Consider the following 15,164-nt stretch of genomic DNA (forward strand, 5'->3'; position numbering starts at 1 on the left):
TGGGCATGAACGAGATCCATGTGCGCGGGCGCGCCGTGAAGGGGCCCCGCACCGCGTCAAGTGTCCCGCGGAGTCGTGGGCGCCGCCGCACTTTCACGCAGCGCCGCCGCCGTCACCAGCAGCGCCAGACCCGTCAGGAGCAACAGCGCTCCGCGGCCGACGTGTTCGACCAGCGCGGCCCCCACCGCCAGCCCGGCCGCGGTCGGCGCCAGGACGATCGTGTGGGCCGTGGCGGCCACGCGGCCCAGCAGCTCGCCGGGCGTCTCCCGCTGCACGGCGGTGAACGCGGCGATCAGCGCGCAGGGCAGGCCCGCGCCGACCGCCGCGCTGCCCGCCAGGGCCACCGCGTCGTACGGGACCGCCCGCACGGCCACCCCGGCGCCGGTCAGGGCGATGCCGTACACCGCGAACCCCACCTCGCCCAGGCGGCGCAGTGCGGCCCCGGAGACGAGCCCGACCGCGACCGACCCGGCCCCCTGTACCGCGTACAGCACACCGGCGTACGCCGCGGGCCGGCCGAGACCGTCCACGACGGCCTGGAGCAGCGCGCCGTTCAGGCCGGCGCAGAACATGGTGGCGCCCCCGGCCAGGACGAGCCGCCGCAGCCGCGGGGCGGCCCACAGCCGGCGGGCGCCCTCGGCGGTCCGCTCCCGCCAGGAGCACGCGGGTCCGCCGGGCCGCTCCTCGTGGACGCGCAGCAGCGCGTACAGGCCCGCGGCGAGCACGAACGTGGCCGCGTCCACCAGGGCGACGGCCGGCCCGCCGTACGCCGCGTACAGGCCCGCGCCGACCAGTGGGGCCAGCAGTTTCATGCCCTCGGTGGCGGTCGTCCGCAGCCCGTTGAAGTCGCCGAGCAGCGCGGGTCCCACCGCGGCGGCGACCAGCGCCGACTCCGCCGCGTCGTGCACGGTGCCGGCGGCGCCGTAGCCGAACAGGACGGCGAGGAGCAGCCAGGTGCGGCCCGGGGAGCCGGCGGCGCACAGCACGAGCAGGAGCACCGCCGGCAGCAGGTTCACGGAGATCAGCAGGGGCCTGCGGCGGGTGCGGTCGGCGAGCGTGCCGAGCGGCGGGCCGGCCAGCGCGGGGGCCCACAGGGCGAGCGGGCACAGCGCGGCGAGCGCGTTGGAGCCGGTGAGGTCCTTGACCCACACGGCCGACGCCAGCGACAGCGCCGACGTGCCGAAGCCGGAAACCACCACCGCCGCCAGGCACAGTCCCGCCTCACGATCGCGCAGCACCCGCACCAGGGACCGGGAATACGTCGTCATACCCGACGACCGTGGTGCTGAGTCCCGCCCCGGCGGATCGGCCGGATGCCCTATTTCCGCGCACCGCCGCCGCACCGGCCGGCCGTCTCCGATCGGCAATACGCCGCAGGTGTGCCCCCGCGGCCACGTCACCGATGAGTTCCGCCGTGGCCGTGGGTCTACTTCGGGAAGGCAGTCACCCGGGAGACAAGGAACAGCCCATGACCGACACCGTCCTCGACCTCGGACCGCAGGCACGGATCGTGGCCCGATTGGCGGAAGGGGTGCGTGAGGAGCAGCTCGCCGCCGTGACGCCGTGTCCGGACTACGCGGTGCGCCATCTGCTGGGGCATCTGCTCGGACTGGCGGTCGCCTTCCGGGCCGCGGCCCGCAAGGACCTGGGCGGGACGACGGACACCAGGCCGGACGCCGCCGTCCCGGACGTCGGGCCCGGCTGGCGGGAGGAACTGCCCGAGGCGCTCGACGCGCTCGCCGAGGCCTGGCGCGACCCGGCGGCCTGGACCGGCGCGACCCGCGCGGGCGGCGTCGACCTCCCCGGCGCGGTCGCCGGTGCCGTCGCCGCCGACGAACTGGTGGTCCACGGCTGGGACCTGGCCCGCGCCACCGGCCAGGAGTACGTGCCCGACCCGGCCGCGGTGGAGGCGTCGTACGGCTTCCTGCGTGCCGCGGCCGGCGGCCTGGACCGCGGCGACGGCCCGTTCGGTCCCGTCGTGGCCGTTCCCGAGGACGCCCCGCTGCTGGACCGGACTGTGGGGCTCAGCGGGCGGGATCCGGGCTGGAAGCCGTGAACCGGGCGCCGGGCCGCTGCGCGGGCCGGGCCGGCCCCGGCGGGCCGGACCGCCGGGGCCGGCCGGCGGGAGGCGTGAACGCCCGTTCCTGGTCAGGGGCACGGCAGTTGAACACCGGACGGATTTGCGTATCGATCGGATAACTGCCCTCGCATTGGGTTTGTGATGCGCGTAGACAGTGCGTGAGCTGGTGCATCACTCATCATCCAGATCCGGAGATTCCATGCGGAAGTCCCTCAGAGCGGCCGCGATCGCCGCCAGTTGTGCCGTCGCCGGTGCCGCCCTCTACGGCGCCGGTGCGGCCACGGCCGGTCAGTCGACGGCCAACTCCACCCACGAGCCCTACAACATCGGGCTCCTGGTCAAGGACATCGACACCTACTACGGCACGGCGGCCGACAGCGACGGCGTGTACCAGGCGTCCCCGGACAGCCCGTACGCCCAGGACCTCGCGCGCATCGACGCCGACGCCAGGAGCTACATCGACAAGGCGGCCCGCAGGGCCCACCACCGGGGCGAGAAGCCGGCCGTCGTGTTCGACATCGACGACACGCTGCTCCTCAGCCTCGACTACGAGAAGCGGTACAACTACACGTACAACCCCACCACGTGGGCCGACTACGTGAACAGGGCCGACCGCCCCGCGGTGTTCGGCAGCCCCGAGCTCGTGCAGTACGCCGAGAAGAAGGGCGTCGAGGTCTTCTACAACTCGGGCCTGAGCGAGGCGCAGCGCTCCGCCGCGGTGGAGAACCTGAAGAAGATCGGCGCCGACGTGAACCTCGACGCCGACCACATGTTCCTCAAGGACAAGGCCAACCCGCCCGCCTACCTGAGCGGCTGCGCCACCCCGGGCACCTGGACCTGCACCACCGTCCAGTACAAGTCCGGCACCCGCAAGCACATCGAGGACCTCGGTTACGAGATCGTCGCCAACTTCGGCGACCAGTACTCGGACCTCGACGGCGGGTACGCCGACCGGACGTACAAGCTGCCCAACCCGACGTACTTCGTCAGCTAGCCGGCCGGTTCCCACCGGGACCGCCGACTCCGCCATCGCCCCCGCCGGTCGTCACCGGCGGGGGCGATCGTGTAACGCGGCACCGGGGCCCCGGGAGCCCGGCGGGGTGTGCTGGATTCGTTAACACACGGAAGGCCCGAAAACAGGTTTGGCGAGGGCACAATCCAGCCAGCATCCGCACACCTACCGTTCAGGCACCGAGGAGCAACGTCATGTCTGAAACACAGAAGGTGACCGACCGGCCAAGTGCCACGCCCCCCGCGGCTGGCGGCCTCGACCGGTATTTCAGAATCTCCGAACGGGGGTCCGGTTTCGGCCGGGAGATACGCGGCGGGCTCGCCACGTTCTTCACCATGGCCTACATCCTCGTCCTGAACCCGATCATCCTGGGCAGCGCCAAGGACAAGTTCGGCCACCAGCTCGACACCGGTCAACTCGTCACCGCCACCGCGCTGGTGGCCTGCGTGATGACGGTCATCATGGGCGTCGGCGGCAATCTGCCGCTCGCCATCGCCGCCGGCCTCGGCCTGAACGCGGTCGTCGCCTTCCAGCTGGCCCCGCTGATGAGCTGGGCCGACGCGATGGGCCTCGTCGTCATCGAGGGCGTCGTCATCTGCGTCCTGGTGCTCACCGGACTGCGCGAGGCGATCATGAACGCCATCCCGCAACAGCTCAAGCAGGCCATCGGCGTCGGCATCGGCCTGTTCATCGCGTTCATCGGCTTCGTCGACGCCGGGTTCGTCAGCCGTATCCCCGACGCGGCGAACACCACCGTCCCGGTGCAGCTCGGCGCCGTCGGCCGGCTCACCGGCTGGCCCGTGCTGGTCTTCTGTCTCGGCGTGCTGCTGACCATCGCGCTGGTCGCCCGCAGGGTGAAGGGCGCCATCCTGATCAGCATCGTGACGATGACGGTCGTGGCGATCGTCATCAACGCCCTCGCGGACGTCAAGAGCTGGGGCCTGACCACCCCGAAGGTGCCCGACACGATCGTGGCCAGCCCCGACTTCGGGCTCGTCGGTCACTTCAGCCTGTTCGGCGCCTTCGGCGAGACCGGCGCGCTCACCGTCGTCCTGCTGGTCTTCACCCTGATCCTCTCCGACTTCTTCGACGCGATGGGCACCATCGTCGGCATCAGCGCGGAGGCGGGCCTGCTCGACGAGCAGGGGCAGGTGCCGGGCATCGGCCGTGTGCTGTTCATCGACGGCGCGGCCGCGATCGCCGGCGGCGTCGGCTCGGCCTCCTCGAACACCGCCTACATCGAGTCCGCGGCCGGCGTCGGCGAGGGCGCCCGCACCGGTCTCGCCAACCTGGTCACCGGTGGTCTGTTCGGCCTCGCGCTCTTCCTCACCCCGCTGCTGACCATCGTCCCGCTCCAGGCCGCCGCACCCGCCCTGATCGCGGTCGGGTTCCTGATGATGACCCACGTCAAGCACATCGAGTGGGACCGCTACGAGATCGCCATCCCGGCGTTCCTCACCATCGCCACCATGCCGTTCACGTACTCCATCACCGACGGCATCGGCGCCGGCTTCCTGTCCTACGTCGTCATCAAGACCGTTCTCGGCAAGGCCAGGGAGGTCAACTGGCTGCTGTGGGGCGTCTCGGCGCTGTTCCTGGTGTACTTCGCGATCGACCCGGTGGAGCAGTTGCTGGGCGTGAAGTGAGTGGTGGGGGCGGTCCCTTCGGGCCGTGGGGCGCCCCTTTCGAGCCGGGGGGCGGTCCCTTCGGGCCGCCCCTCGCGCGCACCTACTTCAGGACCAGCACGACCTCGTCGATCTCCTCGCCGCGGGCCTGGGCGAACCCCCTGGCCCGCGCGGCCCGGCGGAACCCGCACTTCTCCAGGACCCGCAGCGAGCCGGCGTTGTCCGCGGCCGCCCGCGCGTACAGCGGGCGTTCGGGGACCTGTGCCAGCAGGGCGCGCAGCGCGGCCGTGGCGATGCCCCGGCCCCAGTACGCGCGGTCCACCCAGTAGGTGACCTCGCGCTCGCCCGGCTCGCCGTACACCGCCGCACTGCCGACCACGTCCCCGTCGGCCAGGATCGTGCGCGGCACGTCGGCCGAGGCGCGGATCCTCCTCCAGCGGGCGTCGAAGGCGTCCCGGTCGGCCGGGTCCTTCGGGCCGAACGCGGCCATACGGGCGGACTCCGGGTCGTTCATCTGCCGGAAGAACACCGGCAGGTCGCTGTCGTGGACCTCGCGGAGCACGATCTGCATCTCTCAGAGCCTCCGGGTGGCGAGCGTCAGGCGGTCACGGGCGTCGAAGAGCGCATCCTTCACCATCTGCTCGTGCGCGGGGGTCAGACGCGCCACCGGGATCGAGCAGCTGATCGCGTCCCGGGCCGGGGTGCGGTAGGGGACCGCCACCCCGAAGCAGCGCAGCCCGAGGGTGTTCTCCTCGCGGTCGACGGCGAAGCCCTGCTCGCGGATCCGGTGCAGCTCCTCGATGAGCCTCTCGCGGTCGGTGATCGTGTGCTCGGTCAGCGCCGGCAGCGTCTCCGGCAGCATCGCGCGGACCTGCTCGTCGGTGTACGTGCTCAGCAGCGCCTTGCCCAGCGAGGTGGAGTGCGCGGGCAGCCGCCGGCCGACCCGGGTGAAGGGGCGCAGGTAGTGCTGCGACTGGCGGGTGGCGAGGTAGACGACGTTGGTGCCGTCCAGGCGGGCCAGGTGGATCGTCTCGGTGGTGTCGTCCGACAGCCGGTCCAGCGTCGGACGGGCCGCCGCGACCACCTCGTCCCCGTCGATGTAGGAGGTGCCGACCAGCAGCGCCCGGACGCCGATGCCGTAGCGCGTGCCCGTCGCGTCGGTCTCCACCCAGCCCAGTTCGACCAGGGTGCGAAGGAGCATGTAGAGACTGGACTTGGGATAGCCGACGGCCTGCTGGACCGCCGCCAGGGAGTGCATTCCGGGCCGGCCGGCGAAGTACTCGAGCAGTTCCACGGTCCGCACCGCGGACTTGACCTGCGCCCCGCCGCCTGTCTCGGCTGCCGCCATCGACCTTGACCCCCTTGTTCGACGGGAAATAGTCTCCGACCACGTATTCATCATCAGAGACGGCGTTCAGTATATCGAACGCCTCTGGTGGGTGACCCGAATACCGCCGAACGCGGCCGGAGTTGCGGGCCGGGTGCTGCGGCACGACTTGTGGAGGGACTCGCGGTGGCAGCAGCCCCAGTCTGGAGTGTCGACCCCCGTACCGGGAAGCAGCGTGAACAGGTTGCGGTGGAGGCCACGGCCCAGGAGGTGGACGCCGCCGTCCGCGCCGCGCACGAGGCGCGCGCCGCGCTCGCCGACCGGGCCGTCCGCTCGGCCTTCCTGCGCACCGCCGCGGACCGGCTCGAGGCCGCGAAGGACCGCCTCGTCGAGGCCGCCGACGCCGAGACGGCGCTCGGACCGGTCCGGCTCACCGGTGAACTCGCCCGGACCTGCTACCAGTTGCGCGCCTTCGCGGACCTCGTCGAGGAGGGCGCCTTCCTCGACGTGATCATCGACCACCCCGACGACAGCGCGACCCCGCCAGTCCCGGACCTGCGCCGCTACAAGGTGCCGCTGGGCGTCGTCGCCGTCTACTCGGCCTCCAACTTCCCCTTCGCCTTCTCGGTCGCCGGCGGCGACACCGCGAGCGCGCTGGCCGCCGGCTGCCCGGTCGTCGTCAAGGCGCACCCCGACCACCCGGCGCTGTCCGAGCTGGTCGCCCGGGTGCTGCGGGACGCGGCGGCGCGGCACGGACTCCCGGCGGGAGTCCTCGGTCTCGTGCAAGGCTTCGAGGCGGGCCTCGAGCTGATCCGGCATCCGCTGGTCGCCGCCGCGGGCTTCACGGGGTCGGTCCGGGGCGGGCGGGCCCTGTTCGACGCGGCCGCCGCACGCCCGGTGCCGATCCCCTTCCACGGTGAGCTGGGGTCGCTGAACCCGGTCCTGGTCACCGAGGCCGCCGCCGCCGAGCGGGCGGAGGCCATCGGCGCCGGGCTGGCCGGGTCGATGACGCTGGGTGTCGGGCAGTTCTGCGTGAAGCCGGGGCTCGTGCTGGCCCCGGCGGGCGCGGCGGGCGACCGGCTGCTGAAGTCCCTGACGGACGCCGTCAGCGACACCGAGGCCGGGGTCCTGCTCGACCACCGGATGCGCGACAACTTCCTCGCCGGGACCGCCGAGCGGGCCGGGCTGCCCGAGGTGGAGTCGCCGGTGACCCCGAGCGCGGGCGGGGAGCACTCGGTCAGTGCGGGCTTCCTGACGGTCCCGGCGAGCAGGCTGGCCGCCGAGGGCGCCCACGACCTGCTCCTGGAGGAGTGCTTCGGACCGGTGACCGTCCTCGCCCGGTACGAGGACGAGAGCGAGGCGGCGGCCGTGCTGTCCCGGCTGCCCGGCAACCTCACCGCGACGGTGCAGCTGTCGGCCGAGGAGGCGGCGGGCGAGGGGCGGGGTCCCGCACTGCTCGCCGAGCTGACGCCGCTCGCCGGACGCGTGGTGGTGAACGGCTGGCCGACGGGCGTCGCCGTCGCCCCGGCCCAGCACCACGGCGGCCCGTACCCGGCGACGACGTCCACCTCCACCTCCGTGGGCGGCACGGCCGTCGAGCGCTGGCTGCGCCCCGTCGCCTACCAGAACGCGCCCGAGGCGCTGCTGCCGGCGGAGCTGCGGGACGACAACCCGCTGGGTCTGCCGCGCCGGTTCAACGGCCGCCGCGAGCACTGAACACCCCGGGGCCGCGGGGCGCGGGGGAGGCTGGGAAACTCTGCGCATGGACGTAGAGCTGCCCGTACTCCCCTTCCCCCTGCGCACCTACGGCCCCGACGGCCACTGGTCCTTCGAGGACGGGATCCTCAGCGGGTGGGCCGGACCCCGGCAGGACCGGTTCGTGCCGCCCACCGGCGACGCCCTGGACCCCGCCGCCGACGCGCCCCGGCTGCTCGGGGCGCCGGAGGGCGACTTCCAGCTGATCGCCCGGGTCACCGTCGGCTTCAACGCGTCCTTCGACGCCGGTGTCCTCTACGTCCACGTGGGTGAGCGGGCCTGGGCCAAGCTGTGCCTGGAGTACTCCCCGGACGTGGCCGCCGTCTGCACGGTGGTCACCCGGGGGCACTCCGACGACGCCAACGCCTTCACGGTCGAGGGCAGTTCGGTCTGGCTGCGGGTGAGCCGCACCGGCCGCGCCTTCGCCTTCCACGCCTCCCGCGACGGCGCGCGCTGGACCTTCGTCCGCCTGTTCACCCTGGGCGGGGAGGAGGAGTCGGGCGCGGCCCTGGTCGGCTTCATGACCCAGTCGCCGCTGGGGGAGGGCTGCGTGGTCACCTACGACCACATCGAGTTCCGCCCGGCCTGGCCCTCCGACCTGCGGGACGGCAGCTGAGCCGGCGTCCCGGAACCGCCGCGGCGCCCGGCACGTCTTACGCGGCATGATCGATGCTCCTCGTGTCGGCGAGCCTCTGGTGATCAGGACTGCCCTGCCGGCCGAAGCGGAGGACGTGGCCGCGCTGATGGTGCGCGCCCGGTCCACGTACTACCCGGACGGCATGCCGGACGCCGACGCCGACTGGCCGGCCAGATGGCGCGAGGCCATCGAGCGCCCCGGCAGCCGGGTGCTGTGCGCGGTGCGTGACGGCCGGCTGATCGGCGTGGCATCCTTCCGAACCCCCGAGGGCGCCCCGGCGGAAACGGTCAAGCTGTTCCAGTTCCACGTGGACCCCGGCCACTGGCGCACGGGTGTCGGCACCGCACTGCACACCGCCTGCATGGAGCGGTGGAGGGCCGACGGCAGACGGACGGCGGTGCTGGAGGTGCACGTCGGCAACCGGCGCGCCCAGGCGTTCTACGCCGCCCTGGGCTGGACCCCGGACCAGGACGTCCCGGCCGACCCGGGCGACCACCATCTGGTCCTGCGCCGCACCGTGGCTGTGGAGTGACATCCGCGCCGACGAGGTGGGGGACGCGGCTCGGCGCTGTCCGCGCACGTCCGAACGCCGCGGGCGCGGTGCGGAACCCGCAGGTGAAGGCCGACGTATAAGCAGCCCTTGGCAGAACCGCGCACATATCGGCAATGGACTACGACGTCCACCGGCCCCACAGTGGTCCCATGGAGACCTTCGAGAGCCTCGTCCGTGCCGAGTTCGCCCCGAAGAACACCTACCTGAACACCGCGAGCACCGGGCTGCCGCCGCGGCGGACCGTCGCCGCCCTGCGCACCGCCGTGGAGGCGGCGGCCGCCGGGCAGCCGACCGACATGTTCGCCGACGTCGAGGCGGCCCGCGCCTCCTTCGCCCGGCTGACCGGGGTCCCCGCCCGCCGGGTGGCGGCCGGCGCCTCGGTCGCCGTCCACAGCGGGCTGATCGCCGCCTCGCTGCCCGAGGGCGCCGAAGTCGTCACCGCCGAGGGCGACTTCAGCTCCGTGGTGAACCCCTTCCACGTCCGCGGCGACCTCAAGGTGCGCGGGGTGCCCCTGGAGCGGGTCGCCGAAGCGGTGCGGCCCGGCACGGCGCTGGTCGCGGTGAGCGCCGCGCAGTCCGCGGACGGCCGCGTCGCCGACCTGCCCGCGATCACCGCCGCCGCGCGCGAGCACGGGGCGCGCACGTACGTCGACGCCTCCCAGGCCGCGGGCTGGCTGGACCTCGACGCGGACGCGTACGACTACGTCTCCGCCGTCGGCTTCAAGTGGCTCCTCTGCCCGCGGGGCGTGGCCTTCCTGACCGTCCCGGACGACCTCGGCGATCTGCGCCCGCTGTTCGCCGGCTGGGTCGCGGGCGAGCGCCCCTGGGACAGCTGCTACGGCCCGGTCGAGGAACTCGCCCACTCGGCACGTCGGTTCGACGAGAGCCCCGCCCTCTTCTCCTACGCCGGCGCCCGCCACTCCCTGGAACTCCTGGAGGAACTGGGCCCGGACGCCGTACGCGCCCACGACCTGGCCCTGGCCGACCGGTTCCGCGCCGGTCTCACGGCCCTCGGCCACGAGCCCGTGCCCGCGCCGTGCTCGCCGATCGTCTCCGTGCCCGGACTCGGCCACCGGCAGGGCGGGTTGAGCGCGGCGGGCATCGAGGTGTCCGACCGCGCGGGCTGTCTGCGGGCCGCCTTCCACCTGTACAACACGCCCGCCGACGTGGACCGGCTGCTGGACGTGCTGGCCGGGTGAACACAGACCGGCCGGGGCCTCCCGTCCCACACGAGGAGGCCCCGGCCGGTCTGTCGGCCCGCGGTCGCTTCACCGGAGTGAAGTCCCGGGCCGTCTCGGATCACCGGATCGGCGTGAAGTCCCGCGCCCCGATGCTGTGTCCACCGGGGGGCGACCCCCGCACCCCCGGCAGACTCTCACCGGATCGGCGTGAAGTCCCGCGCCCCGATGAACTCCGGTCGCCGGATCGGCGCCGCGAACGGCTCCACCGCCGTGTTCTCCACGCTGTTGAACACGATGAAGACGTTGCTGCGCGGGAACGGCGTGATGTTGTCGCCGGAGCCGTGCATGGCGTTGCAGTCGAACCAGGTCGCGGAACCGGCCTTGCCGGTGAACAGCCGGATGCCGTGCTCGCCGGCCAGCGCGGTCAGCGCCTCGTCCGACGGCGTGCCCGCGTCCTGCATCTGCAGCGACTTCTTGTAGTTGTCCTTCGGCGTCTCACCCGCGCAGCCGAGGAACGTCTTGTGCGACCCCGGCATGATCATCAGGCCGCCGTTGGTGTCGAGGTTCTCGGTCAGCGCGATCGAGACGGACACCGTCCGCATGTTGGGCAGACCGTCCTCCGCGTGCCAGGTCTCGAAGTCCGAGTGCCAGTAGAAGCCACTGGCCCCGAAGCCCGGCTTGACGTTGATCCGGGACTGGTGGACGTAGACGTCCGAGCCGAGGATCTGCCGGGCCCGGCCGACGACCCGCTCGTCGCGCACCAGGGCCTCGAACAGCTCGCTGAGCCGGTGCACCTCGAAGACCGAGCGGATCTCCTGCGACTTCGGCTCGACGATCGAGCGCTCGTCGGCGCGCACCGCCGGGTCGGCGACCAGCCGGTCCAGCTCGCGCCGGTAGACGTCGACCTCGTCGGGGGTGATCAGCTGGTCGACGGCGAGGAAGCCGTCGCGCTCGAACCCCTGGAGGTCGGCGGCCGAGATCGGGCCGGGTGTGTCGGGCGAGCCCCACAGGACCGGGTCCTGGCGGGGGACGGCCACCTCCTTGGTGCCCCGGGTGGGGTAGAGGTCGGTGACGGCGGTCGGGTTCGTCTGTGTCGTCGCGGTGGTCACGGTGAACTCACACCTCCTCGGTCAGCAGCGGGTAGACACCGTTCTCGTCGTGGTCCTCCCGTCCGGTGACAGGCGGGTTGAACACGCAGATGCAGCGGAAGTCCTCCTTGACACGCAGCGTGTGCCGCTCGTGCCCGTTCAGGAGGTACATGGTCCCGGGGGTGATCGTGTACGTCTTCCCGGTCTCGCGGTCGGTCAGTTCGGCCTCGCCCTCGACGCAGACCACGGCCTCGATGTGGTTGGCGTACCACATCGACGTCTCCGTACCCGCGTACAGGATCGTCTCGTGGACGGAGAAACCGACTTTCTCCTTGGCCAGGACGATGCGCTTGCTCTCCCAGGTGCCGGACGCCGCCTTCACGTGCCGGTCGGTGCCTTCGATGTCCTTGAACGAACGGACGATCACGGTGTTGCGTGCCTCCTTGATCGGGGTGTGTGTGCGTGGACCCGCGTGGGCCTGCTCAGCGGCTCACGCGGTCTCGCGGACGGCGCGGGCGAGGATCTTCAGGCCCTCGTCCAGCTCCTCGGGGGTGATGGTGAGGGCGGGGAGCATCTTGAGGACCTCGCTCTCCGGACCGGAGGTCTCGACCAGCAGCCCGAGGTCGAAGGCGCGTCGCGCGACCCGCTCCGCGCGGCCCTTGTCGTGGAACTCCAGGCCCCACACCAGGCCGCGGCCGCGGTACTCCTTGACGTCGGCGAGGTTCTCCTCGGTGATCGCGATGAGCCACTGCTCGACCTGCTCGCCCCGCGCGCGGGTCTGCTTCTCCATCGCGGCCCCGTCGGTCCAGTACGCCTCCAGGGTCGCCGCGGCGGTGACGAACGCGGGGTTGTTGCCGCGGAAGGTGCCGTTGTGCTCGCCCGGCTCCCAGACGTCCAGCTCGGGCTTGAACAGGCACAGCGACATCGGCAGGCCGTAGCCGCTGATCGACTTCGAGACCGTGACGATGTCGGGGACGATCCCGGACTCCTCGAAGGAGAAGAAGGCCCCGGTGCGGCCGCACCCCATCTGGATGTCGTCGACGATCAGCAGCATGTCCTGCCGCTCGCAGAGGTCCTTGAGGGCGCGCAGCCACTCGGGCCGGGCGACGTTGATGCCGCCCTCTCCCTGCACGGTCTCCACGATCACCGCGGCGGGCTTGTTGAGACCGGAGCCCTGGTCCTCCAGCAGCCGCTCGAACCACAGGAAGTCCGGCACCTGGCCGTCGAAGTAGTTGTCGAACGGCATCGGCGTGCCGTGCACCAGCGGTATGCCGGCGCCGGCCCGCTTGAAGGCGTTGCCGGTGACGGCGAGCGAGCCCAGGGACATGCCGTGGAACGCGTTGGTGAACGACACGATCGCCTCGCGCCCCTTCACCTTCCGCGCCAGCTTCAGCGCGGACTCCACCGCGTTGGTGCCGGTCGGGCCCGGGAACATCACCTTGTACGGCAGGTCCCGCGGCCGCAGCACAAGGTCCTGGAAGGTCTGCAGGAACGTGCGCTTGGCGGTGGTCGACATGTCGAGCCCGTGGGTGACGCCGTCGCGCTCCAGGTAGTCGATCAGCGCCCGTTTCAGGACGGGGTTGTTGTGGCCGTAGTTCAGGGAGCCGGCGCCCGCGAAGAAGTCGAGGTACTCGTGGCCGTCCTCGTCGTACATGCGGCTGCCGCGCGCGCGGTCGAAGACGGTGGGCCAGCCGCGGCAGTAGCTGCGCACCTCGGACTCCACGGTCTCGAAGACGCTCAGGTCGGGCTGGGTGATGGTCACGGCGAATCGCTCCTCGGTGCGTGAGGGGTGGGGTGGGGAGATGCTGGGGGCCGGCCAGGTCAGAAGGAGAGCGGGCCGATGCGGTAGAGGACCTCGGGGTCGTGCGGCCCGTCGGGGAACTGATCGGCCGCGAACAGGACCTCGCGCTCGACGGTGGCGCCGTGGCGGGCGGCGTACGAGGTGAACAGCCGCTCGGAGGCGGTGTTGCCCGGGGTGATCGTGGTCTCCACGGAGGTGAGCCCGCGCTCGGCCGCGACCCGCGCGGTGAGCGCGTCCAGCAGCCGGGCGGCCAGGCCCTGCCCGCGGTACGCGGAGTCGACGGCCACCTGCCACACGAGCAGGGTCTCCGGGCGGTCCGGCCGCACGTACCCGGTGACGAAGCCGACGGGCTCGCCGTCGGCCCCGCGCGCCACCGCCGATGTGGCGGCGAAGTCGCGGCACCACAGCAGATAGCTGTACGAGGAGTTCAGGTCCAGCGTCCCGGAGTCCTTCGCGAGCCGCCAGAGCGCGGCGCCGTCCGCGACGGCGGGACGCTCGATGCGGGGGGTCTCCGGCAATTCGGTGTGGGGGGCGTGCAGGTCTGCTTGTGCGGCAGTCATGCAAATTGAACTTACCGAGGGCAATTGAAAAATGCATCGCCTTTCGGGGTTACATAACTCCGCCACCTGTGTTATCGCGCGAGCGCCTGTCCGCGCGGAGGGCCGCCTTATGTGGCGGTTTGCCTGGAGATTCCCGGACAAAAGGGCGCGTCTGTGGAGTGTGTCACAGTGACGTAATGTGCACGAGATCTCACTGAATTACCTGTGTCGACGTTCGCAGAATCTTCGCGTTTGAGGAGCGAATGACGGGGCAGGAGAAGAATGGCTAATCAGCTGAATTCTAATTCCAGGAATATAGGGGTTCCGTGTGACCTAGCGCCAGGCCTCGGCCGCCGCGAGGCGCGCCGCCCCCACGTCGACCGACGCGCCCTTGCGGGCCAGCGCCCCGCCCAGCGCCGCGAGGCAGGCCTCGACCGAGGCGCGGGTGGCGTCGGCGCCGTAGTGGTTGACGCGGATCATCTCCTTGGCCAGGGCGCCGCCGCCCGCGGCCAGAGGGAGCGCCGGGTCCGCCGCCAGGGCGTCCGCGACCAGCTCGGACGCCGTCACACCGGCGGGCGCGCGCAGCGTCGTGGCGACCGGGGCCGCCTCGGCCGCCGCGTGGACGTACGGCTCCAGCCCCCCGCCCAGCGCGAGCGCGCCCGCCCGGGTCGCCGCGGCGGCGCAGCGGTGGCGGGCCGTCACGGTGTCCAGGCCGGCCGTCTCGATGCGCTCCACGCACGCCTCCAGGGCGAGCATCTCCAGTTGTGCGGGTGCGTGCGGCAGCGCGGTGCGGCCGCCGTCGACCCAGCGCTCCTTCCAGTCGAGCAGCGACAGGTACGAGCGGCGCGGCGCCCGCGGGTTCGCCGCCATCCGCGCCCACGCCCGCTCGCTCACCGACACCGCCGACACCCCGGCCGGCCCGCCCATCGCCTTCTGCGCCCCGATCACGCACAGGTCCACGCCCCAGGCGTCCGGCAGCACCGGCTCCGCGGCGACCGAGGCGACGGCGTCCAGATAGAACAGCGCCCCCTGCTCCCGCACCGCCGCGCCGATCTCCGCGACCGGGTTGGTGTTGCCGGTCGCCGCCTCCGCGTGCACCAGCGACACGAAGTCGATCTCCGGGTGCTCGGCGAAGGCCTGCCGGACCTGCGCCGCCGTGACCGCAGTGTGGAAAGGCACCGCCAGGTCGACCACCGTCGCCCCGCAGTCCCGGAGCCAGTCGCCGAAGGTCTGCCCGTACGGGCCGGTCACGACGTTCAGTGCCGTCGTCCCGGGGCCGGCCGCGGCGCGGATCGCGCCCTCCAGCGGCAGCAGCGCCTCGCCCTGCATGATCACGACGTCCTGCTCGGTGGAGAGCAACCGGGCCACCCGGTCCTCGATCGAGGCGAAGCGGGCGGCGCTCAGCGGGGCGAGGTCCAGGAAGGGGTGGGTCACGGCGATGCTCTCTTCTCGGTCGCGAGGTCGACGAGAGCGAGCGTAACCGGCGGCCGTCACCCGGCTCCCATGGGCGACTTCGTAGGTCACGGGGCCCCGTAACCATGGGATTGGTTTGAGAAACCCCAAGAT

Annotated in this window: 15 protein-coding genes; 7 read left to right on the plus strand and 8 right to left on the minus strand. The window is 72.2% G+C overall.

Annotated features, from left to right (window positions below):
- Positions 1-56: 56 nt before the first annotated feature.
- Positions 57-1,268 (minus strand): MFS transporter, encoded by a 1,212-nt coding sequence (locus ACIPM1_RS27115; protein ID WP_402438970.1) that lies wholly within the window; start codon positions 1,266-1,268, stop codon positions 57-59.
- Between the two features lie 200 nt (positions 1,269-1,468).
- On the opposite strand from ACIPM1_RS27115, the gene ACIPM1_RS27120 reads away from it, so the two are divergent.
- The 3 genes from ACIPM1_RS27120 to ACIPM1_RS27130 all read left to right on the plus strand — a co-directional run bounded on the left by ACIPM1_RS27120 (position 1,469) and on the right by ACIPM1_RS27130 (position 4,738).
- Entirely contained in the window at positions 1,469-2,056 is a 588-nt protein-coding gene (locus ACIPM1_RS27120; RefSeq protein ID WP_402438971.1) for a TIGR03086 family metal-binding protein, read from the plus strand.
- A 223-nt stretch (positions 2,057-2,279) separates the two neighbouring features.
- A complete protein-coding gene (locus tag ACIPM1_RS27125; protein WP_356186783.1) occupies positions 2,280-3,074 on the plus strand; it encodes an HAD family acid phosphatase in 795 nt (264 codons plus the stop codon).
- Between the two features lie 212 nt (positions 3,075-3,286).
- Positions 3,287-4,738, plus strand: a complete 1,452-nt coding sequence (locus ACIPM1_RS27130) for an NCS2 family permease (RefSeq protein WP_402438973.1) — start codon at positions 3,287-3,289, stop codon at positions 4,736-4,738.
- A gap of 82 nt (positions 4,739-4,820) precedes the next feature.
- Here ACIPM1_RS27130 and ACIPM1_RS27135 read toward each other — a convergent pair whose 3' ends face one another.
- Together ACIPM1_RS27135 and ACIPM1_RS27140 are read right to left on the minus strand one after the other, a co-directional pair.
- The gene (locus tag ACIPM1_RS27135) at positions 4,821-5,288 is read right to left on the minus strand and encodes a GNAT family N-acetyltransferase (RefSeq protein WP_356186777.1); all 468 of its coding nucleotides are present in this window, start codon (positions 5,286-5,288) and stop codon (positions 4,821-4,823) included.
- Positions 5,289-5,291: 3 nt separating this feature from the next.
- A complete protein-coding gene (locus tag ACIPM1_RS27140) occupies positions 5,292-6,065 on the minus strand; it encodes an IclR family transcriptional regulator (protein WP_402438975.1) in 774 nt (257 codons plus the stop codon).
- Between the two features lie 165 nt (positions 6,066-6,230).
- Here ACIPM1_RS27140 and ACIPM1_RS27145 point away from each other — a divergent pair, with 165 nt between their 5' ends.
- From ACIPM1_RS27145 to ACIPM1_RS27160, 4 genes are all read left to right on the plus strand, one after another.
- A complete protein-coding gene (locus ACIPM1_RS27145) occupies positions 6,231-7,760 on the plus strand; it encodes an aldehyde dehydrogenase (NADP(+)) (protein ID WP_402438977.1) in 1,530 nt (509 codons plus the stop codon).
- Between the two features lie 46 nt (positions 7,761-7,806).
- Positions 7,807-8,415, plus strand: coding sequence for a DUF1349 domain-containing protein (locus tag ACIPM1_RS27150; RefSeq protein WP_356186767.1), 609 nt, complete (start codon positions 7,807-7,809; stop codon positions 8,413-8,415).
- A 46-nt stretch (positions 8,416-8,461) separates the two neighbouring features.
- Positions 8,462-8,968: a GNAT family N-acetyltransferase gene (locus tag ACIPM1_RS27155; RefSeq protein WP_402438979.1), complete on the plus strand. Its 507-nt coding sequence runs from the start codon at positions 8,462-8,464 to the stop codon at positions 8,966-8,968.
- Positions 8,969-9,138: 170 nt separating this feature from the next.
- Positions 9,139-10,188 (plus strand): aminotransferase class V-fold PLP-dependent enzyme, encoded by a 1,050-nt coding sequence (locus ACIPM1_RS27160; protein ID WP_402438981.1) that lies wholly within the window; start codon positions 9,139-9,141, stop codon positions 10,186-10,188.
- Positions 10,189-10,364: 176 nt separating this feature from the next.
- Here the strand turns inward: ACIPM1_RS27160 and thpD are convergent, their stop codons facing one another.
- From thpD to ACIPM1_RS27185, 5 genes are all read right to left on the minus strand, one after another.
- Positions 10,365-11,279, minus strand: a complete 915-nt coding sequence (thpD, locus tag ACIPM1_RS27165) for an ectoine hydroxylase (RefSeq protein WP_356186759.1) — start codon at positions 11,277-11,279, stop codon at positions 10,365-10,367.
- A gap of 7 nt (positions 11,280-11,286) precedes the next feature.
- Positions 11,287-11,685: an ectoine synthase gene (locus ACIPM1_RS27170; RefSeq protein WP_356186756.1), complete on the minus strand. Its 399-nt coding sequence runs from the start codon at positions 11,683-11,685 to the stop codon at positions 11,287-11,289.
- Positions 11,686-11,748: 63 nt separating this feature from the next.
- Positions 11,749-13,020 carry a diaminobutyrate--2-oxoglutarate transaminase gene (ectB, locus tag ACIPM1_RS27175; RefSeq protein WP_356186748.1) on the minus strand — a complete coding sequence of 424 codons (1,272 nt, stop codon included), beginning with the start codon at positions 13,018-13,020 and terminating at the stop codon, positions 11,749-11,751.
- A gap of 59 nt (positions 13,021-13,079) precedes the next feature.
- Complete coding sequence (gene ectA, locus ACIPM1_RS27180) at positions 13,080-13,619, minus strand: diaminobutyrate acetyltransferase (protein WP_356186745.1); 540 nt, start codon at positions 13,617-13,619, stop codon at positions 13,080-13,082.
- Between the two features lie 312 nt (positions 13,620-13,931).
- On the minus strand, positions 13,932-15,032 hold the full coding sequence (locus tag ACIPM1_RS27185; protein ID WP_402438984.1) for a pyridoxal-phosphate-dependent aminotransferase family protein: 1,101 nt from the start codon (positions 15,030-15,032) through the stop codon (positions 13,932-13,934).
- Positions 15,033-15,164 lie beyond the last annotated feature (132 nt).

Origin of the sequence: Streptomyces sp. NPDC086766 (assembly GCF_044746005.1) — a bacterium.
Lineage (GTDB): Bacteria > Actinomycetota > Actinomycetes > Streptomycetales > Streptomycetaceae > Streptomyces.